This window comes from Pseudomonas sp. GW704-F2 (assembly GCF_059423025.1).
Genome location: NZ_JBWKXO010000035.1, coordinates 15,971 through 31,481, shown reverse-complemented (window position 1 = coordinate 31,481; position 15,511 = coordinate 15,971). Strand labels below are relative to the sequence as shown.

General features: G+C 59.3%; 17 protein-coding genes and 1 tRNA gene. All 18 read left to right on the top strand.

Annotated elements, in window-relative coordinates; genetic code table 11:
- The first annotated feature begins 36 nt into the window (after positions 1-36).
- The 18 genes from uca to AC07W0_RS23920 all read left to right on the top strand — a co-directional run bounded on the left by uca (position 37) and on the right by AC07W0_RS23920 (position 15,457).
- The gene (gene uca, locus AC07W0_RS24005; RefSeq protein ID WP_102667089.1) at positions 37-3,660 is read left to right on the top strand and encodes an urea carboxylase; all 3,624 of its coding nucleotides are present in this window, start codon (positions 37-39) and stop codon (positions 3,658-3,660) included.
- Between the two features lie 59 nt (positions 3,661-3,719).
- Complete coding sequence (locus tag AC07W0_RS24000; protein ID WP_017844882.1) at positions 3,720-3,932, top strand: cysteine-rich CWC family protein; 213 nt, start codon at positions 3,720-3,722, stop codon at positions 3,930-3,932.
- The gene (locus AC07W0_RS23995; protein ID WP_102618427.1) at positions 3,932-4,624 is read left to right on the top strand and encodes a pseudouridine synthase; all 693 of its coding nucleotides are present in this window, start codon (positions 3,932-3,934) and stop codon (positions 4,622-4,624) included. Before AC07W0_RS24000 ends, AC07W0_RS23995 begins: the two co-directional genes overlap by 1 nt.
- 304 nt (positions 4,625-4,928) lie before the next feature.
- Positions 4,929-5,813, top strand: coding sequence for an alpha/beta fold hydrolase (locus AC07W0_RS23990; RefSeq protein ID WP_102618428.1), 885 nt, complete (start codon positions 4,929-4,931; stop codon positions 5,811-5,813).
- Positions 5,814-6,051: 238 nt separating this feature from the next.
- Positions 6,052-6,125 (top strand) — tRNA-Gly (locus AC07W0_RS23985).
- A gap of 540 nt (positions 6,126-6,665) precedes the next feature.
- Entirely contained in the window at positions 6,666-7,088 is a 423-nt protein-coding gene (locus tag AC07W0_RS23980; protein ID WP_017844878.1) for an arsenate reductase ArsC, read from the top strand.
- Entirely contained in the window at positions 7,085-7,441 is a 357-nt protein-coding gene (locus AC07W0_RS23975) for a metalloregulator ArsR/SmtB family transcription factor (RefSeq protein ID WP_102618429.1), read from the top strand. The genes AC07W0_RS23980 and AC07W0_RS23975 overlap by 4 nt, the downstream gene beginning before the upstream one ends.
- Before the next feature lie 24 nt (positions 7,442-7,465).
- Entirely contained in the window at positions 7,466-8,749 is a 1,284-nt protein-coding gene (locus AC07W0_RS23970) for an arsenic transporter (protein WP_017844876.1), read from the top strand.
- A gap of 16 nt (positions 8,750-8,765) precedes the next feature.
- Entirely contained in the window at positions 8,766-9,236 is a 471-nt protein-coding gene (locus AC07W0_RS23965; RefSeq protein ID WP_007247285.1) for an arsenate reductase ArsC, read from the top strand.
- Between the two features lie 47 nt (positions 9,237-9,283).
- A complete protein-coding gene (arsH, locus tag AC07W0_RS23960; RefSeq protein WP_017844875.1) occupies positions 9,284-9,997 on the top strand; it encodes an arsenical resistance protein ArsH in 714 nt (237 codons plus the stop codon).
- A gap of 20 nt (positions 9,998-10,017) precedes the next feature.
- A complete protein-coding gene (gene arsC, locus AC07W0_RS23955) occupies positions 10,018-10,440 on the top strand; it encodes an arsenate reductase (glutaredoxin) (protein ID WP_058410998.1) in 423 nt (140 codons plus the stop codon).
- 225 nt (positions 10,441-10,665) lie between these two features.
- Positions 10,666-11,745: an ArsO family NAD(P)H-dependent flavin-containing monooxygenase gene (locus AC07W0_RS23950; RefSeq protein WP_102618430.1), complete on the top strand. Its 1,080-nt coding sequence runs from the start codon at positions 10,666-10,668 to the stop codon at positions 11,743-11,745.
- Between the two features lie 27 nt (positions 11,746-11,772).
- Complete coding sequence (locus AC07W0_RS23945; RefSeq protein WP_079443032.1) at positions 11,773-12,810, top strand: permease; 1,038 nt, start codon at positions 11,773-11,775, stop codon at positions 12,808-12,810.
- A gap of 19 nt (positions 12,811-12,829) precedes the next feature.
- Positions 12,830-13,066 (top strand): thioredoxin family protein, encoded by a 237-nt coding sequence (locus AC07W0_RS23940; protein ID WP_046490302.1) that lies wholly within the window; start codon positions 12,830-12,832, stop codon positions 13,064-13,066.
- A gap of 349 nt (positions 13,067-13,415) precedes the next feature.
- Positions 13,416-13,940: a DUF3833 domain-containing protein gene (locus AC07W0_RS23935; RefSeq protein ID WP_017844870.1), complete on the top strand. Its 525-nt coding sequence runs from the start codon at positions 13,416-13,418 to the stop codon at positions 13,938-13,940.
- A gap of 23 nt (positions 13,941-13,963) precedes the next feature.
- Positions 13,964-14,269, top strand: coding sequence for a DUF6482 family protein (locus AC07W0_RS23930; protein ID WP_017844869.1), 306 nt, complete (start codon positions 13,964-13,966; stop codon positions 14,267-14,269).
- Positions 14,270-14,345: 76 nt separating this feature from the next.
- Positions 14,346-14,732, top strand: coding sequence for a type II toxin-antitoxin system HicB family antitoxin (locus AC07W0_RS23925; protein ID WP_102618431.1), 387 nt, complete (start codon positions 14,346-14,348; stop codon positions 14,730-14,732).
- A 224-nt stretch (positions 14,733-14,956) separates the two neighbouring features.
- Positions 14,957-15,457, top strand: coding sequence for a methylated-DNA--[protein]-cysteine S-methyltransferase (locus tag AC07W0_RS23920; RefSeq protein WP_102618432.1), 501 nt, complete (start codon positions 14,957-14,959; stop codon positions 15,455-15,457).
- Positions 15,458-15,511: the final 54 nt, after the last annotated feature.

The window sequence follows — 15,511 nt, the reverse complement described above, 5'->3', positions numbered from 1 at the left end:
TCCTTCACTTTGCGGGACGGCCCGCAGGGTTTTGCCATGTTCGAAAAACTCTTGATCGCCAACCGTGGCGCCATCGCCTGCCGCATCCTGCGCACCTTGCGCGAGCTGCATGTAAAGGGCGTCGCCGTGTACGCCGAAGCCGATGCGGCCAGCCTGCACATCCAACACGCCGACGAAGCCTACAGCCTCGGTGAAGGCGCCGCGGCCGGCACCTACCTGGCGGTGGACAAAATCCTCGCCATCGCCAAGGCCAGCGGCGCCACGGCGATTCATCCCGGCTACGGCTTTCTCTCGGAAAACGCCGCCTTCGCGCAAGCCTGCGAAAACGCCGGCATCGCCTTTATCGGGCCGACCCCGCAACAGCTGCGCGTATTCGGCCTCAAGCACACCGCACGGGCGCTGGCCAAGCAACACCACCTCCCCTTGCTCGAAGGCAGCGAACTGCTCGACAACCTCGACGCCGCCATACTCGCCGCCGACCGCGTGGGCTACCCGGTCATGCTCAAGAGCACCGCCGGCGGCGGCGGCATCGGCATGCGCGTATGCCGCCACGCCGCGGAGTTGAACGAGTGCTTCGACGTCGTCAAGCGCCTGGGCCAGAACAACTTCAGCGATGCCGGCGTGTTTATCGAGAAGTACATCGAGCACGCTCGCCACCTGGAGGTGCAGGTGTTCGGCGACGGCGCGGGCGAGGTGATCGCCCTTGGCGTGCGCGATTGTTCGGTGCAGCGGCGCAACCAGAAAGTCCTCGAAGAAACCCCGGCGCCGAACCTGCCCGAAGGCATGGCCGAGGCCCTGTGCTCGGCCGCCATCACCCTGGCCAAGGCGGTCAACTACCGCAGCGCCGGCACCGTGGAATTCATCTTCGATAGCGCAGACAGTCGCTTCTACTTCCTGGAAGTGAACACGCGGTTGCAGGTGGAACACGGCGTCACCGAACAAGTGTGGGGCGTGGACCTGGTGCGCTGGATGGTGCAACTGGCGGCGGGAGACATGCGGCCATTGAGTGAGCTGGCGTTGAAGCCCCAGGGCCATGCGATCCAGGCACGCTTGTATGCGGAAGATCCAGGCCGCGATTTCCAGCCAAGCCCGGGGCTGTTGACCTGCGTGGATTTTCCGCAGGCCGAAGGCTTGCGCATCGACACTTGGGTCGAGGCCGGTTGTGAGATCCCGCCGTACTTCGACCCGATGATCGCCAAGCTCATCACCTGGGCGCCCACCCGCGAACAGGCGCGCCTGGATTTGCATCGCGCCTTGAGCGACAGCCAGCTCTACGGCGTGGAAACCAACCGCGATTACCTGCGCCAGATCCTGCTGGCCGCGCCCTTTGCCGGTGGCCATCCATGGACGCGCTGCCTGGAAGACCTGGTCTACGTTGCCCACACGTTCGAAGTGCTCAGCGCGGGCACGCAAACCAGCGTGCAGGACTATCCCGGACGCCTCGGTTATTGGGCCGTGGGCGTACCGCCGTCGGGGCCGATGGACAGCCGCGCGCTGCGCCTGGGCAATCGTCTGCTGGGCAATCGCGAAGGCGCGGCAGCCTTGGAGATCACCATGAGCGGGCCACTGTTGCGCTTCAACTGCGCTGCCGTGGTGGCGGTGACCGGGGCGGAGATTCCGCTGCTGCTGGACGATCACCCCGTGCCGATGAACACCACGCTGCGGATCGAAGCCGGATCGCGGTTGAGCCTCGGCACTCTCGCCGGGGCCGGCGCGCGCAGTTACCTGTGCCTGCGCGGCGGGCTGCAGATGCCGGACTACCTGGGCAGCCAAAGCACCTTCACCCTGGGCCAGTTCGGCGGGCATGGCGGGCGCGCGTTGCGCGCGGGCGACGTGCTGCATCTGTTGCCGCTGGTCGACGTCACCGCAGGGCAACAACTGATCGCGCAACCGCTGGCGCAGGTCCGCACGCTACGGGTGATTTACGGCCCCCACGGCGCGCCGGAATACTTCCGGCCCGAGTACATCGACACCTTCTTCGCCACACAGTGGGAAGTGCATTTCAACTCCAGCCGCACCGGCGTGCGGTTGATCGGCCCCAAGCCGTTGTGGGCGCGCACCGATGGCGGCGAGGCCGGACTGCATCCGTCGAATATCCACGACAACCCTTATGCGATCGGCGCGGTGGATTTCACCGGGGACATGCCGGTGATCCTCGGGCCGGACGGGCCGAGCCTGGGTGGGTTCGTGTGCCCGGTGACGGTGATCGAAGCCGACCTGTGGCAACTCGGGCAACTCAAGGCCGGCGACAAGCTGCGCTTCGAAGCGGTGAACGTCGAGACCGCCCGCGATCTCGCGCTGAAATGGGATCAAATGCCGGAGCCGGGCTTGCCCGCGATGCAGGCGACGCGCGCTCACAGCAACACCGAGGCGATGCCATCGCGAACAAGCCCGCGCCCACATTGGCCCGCGTCGCCTGTGGTGTTGGATATCGGCCAGGAAGATACGCGTCTGGTTGCCCGATTGGCCGGCGACACCCACCTGCTGCTGGAAATCGGCGCGCCCGAGCTCGACCTGGTGCTGCGCTTTCGCGCCCACGCGCTGATGCAGGCCCTCGAAACCCACGCACGGCACGGCGTGATCGACCTGACGCCGGGCATCCGCTCGCTGCAGGTCCACTACCAGCCGGAACAATTGCCCCTGGCCGACCTGCTGGCGCTGATCAGCGGCGAATGGACGGCCGTGTGCGCCACGCCCAACCTGCAAGTGCCTTCGCGCATCGTCCACCTGCCGCTGTCCTGGGATGACCCGGCGTGCCAGTTGGCCATCGACAAATACATGACCACCGTGCGCAAGGACGCGCCGTGGTGCCCGAGCAACCTGGAGTTCATCCGCCGCATCAACGCCCTGGCCGACCTCGACGCGGTGCGCCACACCGTGTTCGAAGCGAGCTATCTGGTGATGGGCCTGGGCGATGTCTACCTCGGCGCCCCGGTGGCCACGCCGCTGGACCCGCGTCATCGCCTGGTGACCACCAAATACAACCCGGCCCGCACCTGGACCGCCGAGAACTCGGTGGGCATCGGCGGCGCGTATCTGTGCGTGTACGGCATGGAAGGCCCCGGCGGTTATCAGTTCGTCGGGCGCACGTTGCAGATGTGGAACCGCTATCGCGAAGTCGCGGCCTTCGACGGCAAGCCGTGGCTGCTGCGGTTTTTCGACCAGATCCGCTTCTACCCGGTGAGTGCCGAAGAACTGGTAAAGATTCGTCGGGACTTTCCGCTGGGGCGCTTTGCGTTGCACATCGAGGACAGCGTGTTGAACCTGGCGGACTACCAGGATTTTCTGGCGCGTGAAGCCACCGGTATCGATGCGTTTCGTGAGCACCAGCAACAGGCGTTCAATGCCGAGCGCGAACGCTGGATCGCCAGCGGCCAGGCGCACTTCGACAGCGAGGAAGCGCCAGCGCCGCTCGCGCAGGACACGCCGCTGAAGGCCAACGAGCACAGCATCGACAGCCATATCGCGGGCAATCTGTGGCAGGTCCGGGTGGCGGTGGGCGAACGCGTTGCGGCCGGCGATGTGCTGGTGGTGCTGGAGTCGATGAAAATGGAGATTGCGCTGCCGGCGCCGTTTGCCGCAGTGGTGCGGGAAATCACCGTGCAGCCCGGCAGCGCGATTGGCGCCGGCCAGCGGGTCGTGGTGCTGGAACGGGACTGAGCGGCGCTGTATCGTGCAGGGACCTTCGGCGCCCTGCCCGATCCAGCCTGAACCGAACGATGACCACAGCCACCCTCTGCCCCGCCTGCGGCGCCCGCAACGACTGCACCCTGGCCGACCCGCGCACCGCCGACCAGGCCTGCTGGTGCTACAGCGTCACCATCGACCCGGCGGTGCTCGAAGCCCTGCCCGATGCATTGCGCAACCAGGCCTGCCTGTGCCCGCGCTGTGCCCAGGTCGATGCACAGTTGCGCGGGGCTGAGCCGTTGTAATGCGGGTTGATCGATTCCTCAGCAACCTGCCGCGTTTCAATCGCCAGCAAGTGCGCCTGCTGTTGGTGGAACGGCGGGTGAGCGTCGATGGCGTGCCCGTCAGCGATCCTCACCACGAGGTGCGCGAATTCAGCCGGGTGTGCGTGGACGATGAGGTGCTGCAGGCGGGTAAACCGGCGCGCTATTTCATGTTGCACAAACCCCAGGGCTGCGTCAGCGCCACCTGCGACCCCCAGCACCCGACCGTGCTGGATTGGCTGGACGAACCGGACAAGGACGAGCTGCACATCGCCGGCCGCCTGGACTTCAACACCACCGGGCTGATGCTGATCACCAACGACGGCCAGTGGTCGCGGCGCCTGACGCAACCGACGACCAAACTGCCCAAGGTCTACCTGGTGGAGACCGAACAACCGATCGGCGCGGAATACGCCGCCACCTTCGCGGCGGGCGTGTATTTCGCGTTTGAAGACCTGACGACTCAACCGGCCCAGTTGGAGCTGTTGGCGCCTCGCCTGGCACGCTTGAGCATCATCGAAGGTCGCTATCACCAGGTGAAGCGCATGTTCGGGCACTTCGACAACAAGGTGCTGCGCTTGCATCGGGAATGCATGGGGCCGCTGGCGTTGGATGACGCGCTGGCGCCCGGTGAGTATCGAGCGTTGAGCGCCGATGAAATCCGCCAGGTCTGACGACCGTTCGGCCGGTGATGGCTAAAACCCATCCCTGCGACTTGCGACATCCCGAACCGACTGCTTGAATCAAAACGTCAGCCAAAAGATGACTGGCGAGTCGCCTATAACCTCCAAGAAACACCTTGCCGCGCCCGCGCTTGATCCACGGGCCTTCCCGGCAAACAACCCGCCCTGGTAACACCCGTCGGCCAGCCGTCATCGGCGCGACATGGGCGCTCATCTTCAAGGCGTATGCCTACCTGTCACAAAGCTCGTGCAGAGTGATCTGCGCGCCCTACCCGCTTGCCAGGAGTCTTACGACATGAGGCCAGAAATCGCTGTGTTGGATATACAGGGTCAGTATCGGGTTTACACGGAGTTCTATCGCGCGGACGCGGCTGAAAAGACCATCATCCTGGTCAACGGCTCCATGGCCACCACGGCCTCCTTCGCCCAAACCGTGAAAAGCCTGTACCCGCAGTTCAACGTGGTTTTGTACGACCAGCCCTACGCCGGTCGCTCCAAAATCCATAACCGCCATGAGCAGATGCTGACGAAGGAAATCGAAGGCCAGATCCTCCTGGAACTCATCGACCACTTCGCCGCCGAACACGTGTTGTCCTTCTCCTGGGGCGGCGCCGCCACCCTCGTCGCCCTCGCCCAACGCCCGCGCCGCGTGGAAAAGGCGGTGATCAGCTCGTTCTCGCCGGTGATCAACGCGCCCATGCGCGACTACCTCGAACGCGGCGTCGACTACCTCGGCAAGCTCGACCGCGACCGCGTCGGCCACCTGGTCAACAGCACCATCGGCAAACACCTGCCGTCGCTGTTCAAGCGCTTCAACTACCGCCACGTCAGCAGCCTGGCCGAGCACGAATACGGGCAGATGCACTTCCACATCAGCCACGTACTCAACAGCGACCGGCTGTGCTACCTCAAGGCCGCACGCCAGATCACCGTGCCGGTGCTGTTCATGAACGGTGAATGGGACGAATACACCAGCGCCGAGGATGCCCAGCTGTTCGGGCAATACGTGCCAAACAGCAGCTTCAGCACGATCCAGGCGACCGGGCATTTTCTGGACATGGAGCACAAAGCGGCCAGCCGCGACAGCCGCGACGCCGTGGTCGGCTTTCTGAAGCCCACGCGGCAGACCAGCCGATTGCGCTATCACCAGGGCCAGGCGCAGCATGCCTTTGCGCTCTGAAACACAGCCGACTGTAGGAGCGAGCACGCCCGCTCCTACAGTCGGTCGGCTCGTTGCCTACGCAAACACGCGCAACCTGCACATTTCTCAAAGAAAAACTTCAAATCGCGGCGCACATCTGGTACAAAGTCAGCCGCTCTGAGCGGGTGTCGTATAATGGCATTACTCCAGCTTCCCAAGCTGATAACGAGGGTTCTAATAGGACACCCCGTTTTGTGAGCAAAGAAATATGTGTAATGCGGGTATAGTTTAGTGGCAAAACGAAAGCTTCCCAAGCTTTAGTTGAGGGTTCGATTCCCTCTACCCGCTCCACAACACAGCACCACGCCCCAGCAAATATGGATTGCCCCTCCCCTCATCCCTGATCAGCATTCCCTCCATCCCGGCCTACTTTCCAATCGCACAGCCCCTCCCCTCCGTGCCAATGAACGACCATCCGCGATCACATTAGGTTGTGAATAAAGAAACTCTGAAAACGCACGCCAAACGGTCAACTATCGGACACGGTGAATACGCGCTAGGCAGTGAGACCTGCATGAGGCAGGAAATCATAGATTACCTACTCCGCGCATCAGACCAAAGCCATCGTGTGAACTCAAAAAAGGTTCGGCCTGGAAGATCAATATCGTCTGCTGGAAGGTCAGCAGATTCCAACGCAGCGCGAAAGCGTTGCCATTGCTCTCTGGCTATCTCCGTGGACTGGATCATCATCTTCCTCTCCATGCTTTTATCTCCTTTATGCCGCTTTACATGGACTGTTACGGCTCAAGCCGAAGCAGCATTCATCATATTCGCTTTACCGAATATTCGCTAAAGCGTATATTCGATTTTCCATATACATCGAGTTCAACCATGAGCCCTGCGATCAAAGTGCTTTTCGTATGCGTTGCCAACTCAGCCCGCTCCCTGCTTGCAGAGGCTTTGCTGCGGCACACCGACCCGCGCTTCGAGGCCTTCAGCGCAGGGTCCGAACCGTCTGAGGTTGATCCGCGCACGACTCAAGCATTGGAGGCAGTTGGAGTCGATGCAACGGGCCTGCGCAGCAAGTCCATCAGCGAGTTTCAAGCTGATCGATTCGATTACGTAATCACTCTTTGTGATAAATCCGCAAGCGAGTGCCTACCAATGCCCAGCGCAGGTGAAGTCATTGCCTGGGACTTTCCTGACCCAGTAAATAGCGATGATCCCGGCGCATTTCGCCACACGCTCCACAACATCCACGAGCGCATCAAGCTCTTCGTTTTGCTTAAGACCAAACACTTGGAGGATCTATGACAGACCCCATGAACCCCATCACGCTATTCAAGTGCCTGGCAGACGACACCCGAACCAAAATTACGATGCTCGTCGTGAGTGAAGGCGAGTTATGTGTCTGCGAGCTGACAGCCGCTCTTGAGATGAATCAGCCCAAAATTTCTCGTCACTTGGCGCTGCTTCGTTCAGCAGGCTTGCTGATGGATCGTCGCCAGGGTCAGTGGGTGTACTACCGCCTGAATCCCGATTTGCCTGCGTGGGTAACTGCGGTTTTGAAAGAAGTCGTAGACGCCAATCAGCAATGGCTGGAAACCGAGACTAAACGCCTGTGCGGTATGAACGACCGTCCGATCAATCAGGCCGTGTGCAGTTGATTCACACCCAACCGGATTAACAAAATGCTGATTGCCGTATTGATATTTATCGCCACCATCGTGCTCGTCATCTGGCAGCCCAAGGGGCTCGGAGTTGGTTGGAGTGCCACGTTGGGTGCCATCGTGGCGTTGCTGGCAGGCGTCGTTACTCTTGCAGACATACCCGAGGTCTGGCGCATCGTCTGGAATGCTACCGGGACTTTCATTGCGGTCATCATCATCAGTTTGCTGCTTGATGAGGCAGGCTTTTTCAAATGGGCTGCGCTGCATGTGGCCCGATGGGGAGGCGGGAGCACCCGCAAGCTGTTCGCATTTATCGTCCTGCTGGGCGCAGCGGTGTCGGCCCTGTTCGCCAATGACGGAGCAGCATTGATCCTCACACCCATTGTGATCGCGATGTTGCTGGCGTTGCGTTTTTCTCCTGCGGCTACTTTGGCATTCGTCATGGCCGCCGGTTTTATCGCCGATACGGCGAGCTTACCGCTGGTGGTTTCCAACCTGGTCAACATCGTTTCTGCCGACTACTTCGATATCGGCTTCAACGAATATGCTTCGATCATGGTGCCGGTAAACATCGTCAGCGTGGCGGCGACATTAGCCATGCTGCTGTGGTTTTTCCGCAAAGATTTACCAAAGACCTATGACCTCAACCAACTGGACAATCCGGACGAGGCAATCCACGACCGGGCCACTTTTGTAGCCGGCTGGTGGGTGCTGGCACTACTCCTGATCGGCTTCTTTGTCATTGAGCCATTGGGGGTACCAATCAGCGCCATTGCAGCGGTCTGTGCATTCATTCTCTATGTCATCGCGGCTCGTGGTCACGCCATCAACACAAGCAAGGTGCTCAAAGAGGCGCCATGGCAGGTGGTGATTTTTTCTTTGGGTATGTACCTGGTTGTGTATGGCCTGAAGAACGCCGGCCTGACCGACCACATCGCGCAAATCCTGAACGTGTTCGCCGGTTATGGCGTTTGGGGCGCGTCCCTGGGTACAGGGCTGCTAACAGCGCTGCTGTCATCGATCATGAACAACATGCCCACCGTTCTGGTAGGCGCCTTATCCATTCATGCCGCCGAAGTCGATGGTGTAGTCCAGCAAGCGATGGTTTACGCCAACATCATCGGCTGCGACCTGGGCCCGAAGATCACCCCAATTGGGAGCTTGGCCACTCTGTTGTGGCTGCACGTGCTGGCCCGGAAAAACATAACGATCAGCTGGGGTTACTACTTCAAGACCGGGATCGTGCTGACCGTGCCCATCCTCGTCGCCACGTTGTCCGCCCTGGCACTGCGCCTCAGTTTCTGAATCAAGGAATCGTCTGATGAAAGTCTTGTTCATGTGTACCCACAACAGCTGCCGCAGCATTCTGTCCGAGGCGCTTTTCAACCACTTGGCACCCGAGGGTGTAGAAGCCGTCAGCTCAGGAAGCTTTCCCAGTGGCCGAGTGAATCAACGGGCACTGCAGACGCTGGAGGCGGCGGGTATCTCTACGGTGGGCTTGAGCAGCAAGGCTTCGGATGCTTTTGAAGGCTCGCCTCCAGACATCGTGATCACTGTCTGCGACCGGGCAGCGGGTGAAGCATGCCCAATCTTCTTTGGGCCAGCTTTGAAGGCGCATTGGGGGCTGGCCGACCCGTCTGAGGCTAGCGGGTCGGAAGCCGAGATCACCGCAGCGTTTGAAGCCACACTGGCCAAAATTCACGAACGCGTGAGTGCGTTTCTTGCACTGCCGCTCAAGACCATGAGCCCTGACCAACTGAAAGCTGAACTGAACCGCATCGGTTCGCTTTAAAGATCAACCGAGGCGGCGTCCTAGCCGGCGCCGTGGTAGGAGTTTATATGCAAGATACATTGCCGAACGTACACACCGACCTGATCGACATTCCGTCGTTGGAGCAACTGGAGCCGCGTACACCGTCACTCCATAAGCCTCGAATTCTGCTTTTGTACGGATCGACGCGAGAGCGCTCTTTCAGCCGGTTAGTCACGCAAGAGGCGGCACGCCTGCTGAATGAGTTTGGCGCTGAAACCAAGATCTTTGACCCATCGGGTCTGCCGCTGCCGGATGACGCTCCCGATACACATCCCAAGGTCGCTGAGCTGCGCGAGCTGATGCAATGGTCTGAGGGGCAGGTGTGGTGCTCCCCTGAGCGTCACGGCTCGATGAGTGCAGTATTCAAAGCCCAAATTGACTGGGTTCCGCTGGCGATTGGCGCTGTACGACCTACGCAAGGCAAAACCCTTGCTGTGATGCAGGTCTGCGGCGGCTCGCAATCTTTCAACGTGGTCAATCAGCTGCGCGTACTGGGTCGATGGATGCGGATGTTCACCATCCCAAACCAATCTTCGGTGGCCAAGGCGTTCACCGAGTTCGACGAGGTAGGCCGCATGAAGCCGTCCTCGTACTACGACCGACTGGTGGATGTGATGGAAGAGCTAATGAAGTTCACGCTGCTGTTGCGGGGTCGCCAGGACTACTTGGTTGATCGCTACTCCGAGCGTAAAGAGTCCGCTGAAGAGCTGTCCAAGCGCGTCAACCAGCGCTCCATTTAACGTCACCGCGAGGAAACTGTATGAGTCAGATAACGATCTACCACAACCCGCAATGTGGCACCTCTCGCAACACCTTGGAGCTGATCCGCAACAGCGGAGAAGAGCCGACTGTTATCGAGTACCTACAGACCCCACCTGACCGCACCACGCTTGTCAGGTTGATCAAGGATATGGGTATCGAGGTGCGGGCCCTGCTTCGTATCAAAGGCACTCCCTACGAGGAGCTGGGACTCGGTGATACGTCACTTACTGATGACCAGCTCATCGATGCCATGATGGCTCACCCCATCCTGATCAATCGCCCCATCGTCGTGACGCCCTTGGGGACACGCTTGTGTCGTCCGTCAGAGGCAGTCCTCGACCTTCTGCCGCAAGAGCAGCGCGGCAGCTTCGTAAAAGAAGACGGACAAGTCGTCATTGATGAGAATGGCCGCAGGGTTTAAACGGATGTGAAGCAGATGGGCCTGGAGGGATGCTGGTGAATCAAAACTCGAAATTTGATGCAGTGGTCATTGGCGGTGGCCAATCCGCGCTCACCGTTTGCATGAGGCCTAATTGCCGGCTGGCCAATGGCAGCTTTAGCATCCTCAACATATGAGCTAGATCAGTTGGGTTCAAACTTGGCTCGCTATACTGGCTACCGCCCAACATCGACTCAAGGTTTTCCCATGACTCCTTCGCCCAGCGACCAACGAGATGTAGTCATTATCGGTGGGGGGCAGTCAGCCTTGGCGGTAGCGTATTTCCTGCGCCGAACTCAACTTTCGTTCGTCATCCTCGACGCCGAGGAAGAGCCCGGTGGTGCATGGCGGCATGGCTGGAACTCGCTGCGTTTATTCTCCCCGTCCACTTGGAGTTCGATCCCAGGCTGGATGATGCCTCCTGCGCAGGAAGGGTATCCAACGCGAAATCATGTGATCGACTATCTCAGCCAATATGAGCAGCGCTATCAATTCCCGGTTGAGCGCCCGGTTCGCGTCGTTTCTGTAGAGCGTATAGAGTCTGGCTTACGAGTGCGTTCTGACGCCAAGTATTGGGATGCCAAGATTGTAATCAGCGCTACCGGCACTTGGAGCAATCCGTATATCCCTCACTACCCTGATGCCGAGTTATTCGCCGGTCGGCAATTGCATTCCGCGAACTATGTCGATGCACAAGCGTTTGCTGGCAAGAAGGTTTTGGTGGTGGGTGGTGGCAATTCAGGAGCGCAGATTTTGGCAGAAGTCTCCAAGGTCGCTGAGACCACTTGGGTGACTCCTACTGAGCCGGTGTTTTTGCCTGATGAAGTGGATGGGCGGGTGTTATTCGAACGTGCCACTCAGCGCTTGAAAGCTCAGCAGGAGGGGCGTGTCATTGATCAGCCCGTCGGCGGGTTGGGAGACATTGTCATGGTGCCGCCAGTTGTAGACGCCCGTGAGCGTGAAGTTCTCAAGTCTGTACGCCCTTTTGAACGCTTCACTCGCGACGGTGTGATGTGGGCCGACGGCTCCGAATCTGCAGTGGATGTAGTGATCTGGTGTACCGGATTCAGGCCCGCACTTCAGCATCTTGATTCGTTGGGGGTGATCGACACTGAAGGTCGTGTTGAGGTCGACGGCACTCACTCGATCCTGGAACCAAGACTATGGCTGGTGGGCTATGGCGAGTGGACAGGTTCGGCTTCCGCCACACTGATCGGTGTAACACGCACAGCACGCAGCACAGTCAATCAGATCGCGACCTATCTTGACGAGCCGTCCGTGGCCTAGTGCGCCTACACCCCAGGAGTAGAGGACATGAATGAAATGATCGTGCGCTGGCCGGAGCGCAATCCCCGCCTGTTTTTAGCGGTTGCAGCGCTTGTCTGGTTCGGATTGTATGAAGCCCTGATACCTGTTTCAGAGGTTTTGGTCGCAGCGCTTCCGGTTGATCGAAATAGCCACCTTGGAGGCGCGTTACAGTTTTTTTTCTACGACACGCCCAAAGTGTTGATGCTGTTGACTGGCATCGTGTTCTTGATGGGCATGCTCAACTCCCACTTCACGCCTGAACGCACCCGCGCAATATTGGCAGGGCGAAGCGAGGGCACGGCCAATGTCATGGCGGCCTCGCTCGGTGTGTTTACCCCATTTTGCTCGTGTTCAGCCGTTCCTCTTTTTATAGGTTTTGTTCAAGCTGGCGTGCCCCTGGGGGTAACGTTCTCTTTTCTCATTTCTGCGCCCATGGTGAATGAGGTCGCGCTGACACTGCTGCTTGGCTTGTTCGGCTGGAAAGTTGCGTTGCTGTATCTCAGCCTAGGGTTGTTTATTGCGATTGTGGCTGGCTGGGTCATTGGCCGCCTGAAAATGGAGGCCTATCTGGAAGATTGGGTTCGTGACATGCCGAGGATCCAGGCAACTGCCGGGGACACCCGCATGCCCCTGTATGAGCGGATAAGTGCCGGGTTTGGCAGCGTGCGTGAAATCGTCGGAAAAGTCTGGCCTTACATCCTCGCCGGTATTGCCATTGGCGCGGGTATTCACGGGTATGTGCCAGAGGATTTCATGGCCAGTTTCATGGGCAAGGAAGCCTGGTGGTCGGTTCCGCTCGCGGTTCTTATCGGCATCCCCATGTATACCAATGCGGCAGGCATCATCCCCATTGTGCAGGCACTACTCGCAAAGGGCGCGGCACTGGGCACTGTGCTGGCCTTCATGATGAGTGTCATCGCTCTATCTCTTCCGGAGATGGTGATTTTGCGCAAGGTGCTTAAAGTTCGCCTGATAGCCACCTTCATTGGGGTCGTCGCCGTCGGCATTCTCATCGTTGGTTACGTCTTCAACTTCGCTTTGTAATCCACCTACCGAGGTTTTTATGAAAGACATCAAGGTTCTGGGCACCGGTTGTGCAAAATGCAAATCGACAGTCGCCATCATCGAACAAGTGGCGAGTGCGAAAGGCATCCCCATAAAGCTGGAAAAAATCGAAGACATGCAACAGATCGTCAGCTACGGGGTCATGTCCACCCCGAGTGTTGTGATTGATGGAAAGGTTGTTCACTCAGGGGGCATCCCGACCCGTGACAAGGTTGAAGAGTGGCTCAGCGCTTAGAGGGACTAGAGGCTCCTCAGGCCACAGTGGGGTGACCGCTGCTGGCTGAGAACGCAGCTCGCCTACCTACACACCTACACAACCTTCGTACCTCCTTGTCCATTAAGGGTTCGATTCCCTTCACCCGCTCCACTCAGATATTGGTCTCGCGTCAGGATGGTTTTGACGGGGGTTGTAAAAAACCGGTCCTTGGTGGCCGGTTTTTATGGGTGAAATATAGAGTCGGGCGCTTCAAAGCCTCGGAAGCCTTCAAAATAAACACCGCAAAACATGTACAAAACAATATTTTTGTACAACTATCAGTCCTTGAACCTCAGCACCCCGCCCCACTCGATCAAGGAGCCGGTCCATGGCACGCCTACTGGTTTCACTGCTTCTGGTATTGAGCCTGTGCAGCTGCGGCAACGTAGAGGTCGACCACTACGCCGACCAGCAACCGCAGTTGGACCTGGAGCGTTTCTTCAGCAAACCCGTCAAGGCCTGGGGCATATTCCAGAAGCGTTCGGGGGAAGTGGCCAAGCGCTTTGAGGTAGATATCGCCAGCCGACGCGAGGGCGATGCGTTGATTCTCGACGAGCGTTTTCTCTACAGCGATGGCACGCGCCAGCAGCGGGTGTGGACGTTGACACCGGATGGCCCCGGGCGCTGGCGCGGGCGCGCGGGGGATGTGGTTGGCGAGGCGATTGGCGAGGTGGCCGGCAACGCATTGCGTTGGCGCTACCGCCTCAACCTGGCGGTGGATGGCTCGGTCTACGAAGTCAGTTTTGACGACTGGATGTACTTGATGGACGAAGACACGTTGATCAACCGGTCGAGCATGTCCAAGTTTGGCGTCGAATGGGGCCAGGTCACGCTGTTCTTTCGTCGCCAATGAACGACCCACTGCGAGGCTGAATCATGAATATGCAAATGCTGACCGAACTGGCCGTGAAGGGTGAGATACGCGAGCTGGAGCTGCTGTCGCTGGAGGGCGGTTTCTACATCGCACGCGTCAGGCTCGAGCATACGGCGATGACGCTGCTGGACGAGGATGCGAAACCGATGCGTATCGGCTCGACCACGCATTTGCGCGACCTGTTGCAACGGGTTCCGGCGTTTCCTTGTGTGCTGGTGCAGCACTGCGTCCACGATGAAATGTGCGGTACACGTGAAGGCCCCATCGGTGCGTTGCGTATTCCGTTTACGTTGGCCCAGTCCTTCTAGGGTGCATTTCATTCTTTGGCTGGCCTTCCCCTTGGTATGGGTGGCCTGGAAAGGGAAACCTACCGCACGCGATCCTGTGCCGCTTCTGTCACATGCCTGGGGCGTGGAAGTCCCGGACATTCCTGGTTACTACTCCGTCGGTGACGACTTGGACGACGCCATGGCCATGGCCCGTGAAGCGATTGAAGGCCACTTCGAAATTCTCGCCGAAGACGGTGCGCCGATTCCCAGCGCGCAGAAAGTCACCCTGCATGCAGCCAACCCCAAGTACGCTGGTTGCATGTGGGCAGTGGTGGACATCGATGTCACCAAATACCTGGGCAAGGCGCAGAAACTCAACATCACCCTGCCAGGCTATTTGCTCAATCGTATCGATGAATACGTACTGCACCATCCCGAGAAAAAAAGCCGTTCGGGGTTCCTCGCGTCCGCAGCGCTCAAGGTGCTGCAACAGGATCGATAGCGGCATCTGGATGCGGCGACAGACTCGTTCCGGCGGATGTCACCCCATCCGCCTCACGGCTCATGGCGCTTCTCCACATCACCGGGTTTCGCTATTTTTCTGAATGCCTCGACTGGAACGTCCAGTCGGCGGAATTTGACCGCAAGAAACGTAGTTTGCCTCCAGGTCGATGGAACTACCGTAGCGCTGTACCCTTTTACGTCCGTTCTTCGAGGAGCCCGTTGATGACCTACGAATACACACTCATGCCCTCCCCCGTCGGCGAACTGACCCTGGTGTCCCGCCATGGCAAACTCAGCGCCATCCTATGGGAAACAGAGCGCGCGAACCGTGTACGCCTGGGGGAATTGCGCGAAGTGAAAGACAACCCCGTGCTGTTGGAAACCGAGCGCCAGTTGCAGGAATACTTCGCCGGTGCCCGTCATCGGTTCGAGCTGGAGTTGGACTTCACCGGCACCGACTTTCAGAAACAAGTCTGGCAGACACTGCTGACCATCCCCTTCGGCGAAACCCGCAGCTACAGCCAGATCGCCCAGCAGATCGGCAACCCGAAAGCCGTGCGCGCCGTGGGCGCGGCCAATGGGCGTAATCCGATCTCGATCATTGCACCGTGCCATCGGGTCATTGGCGCATCGGGCGGCTTGACCGGGTTTGCCGGCGGGCTTGCGGCCAAGCAGTATCTGCTCGCACTGGAAGGCACAGGCCAGGCGGAACTGCGGTTCTGAGTGCGCCGGCGACCAGGACCGATTTGAACCCGGCATAAAAAAACGGCGGTTGGA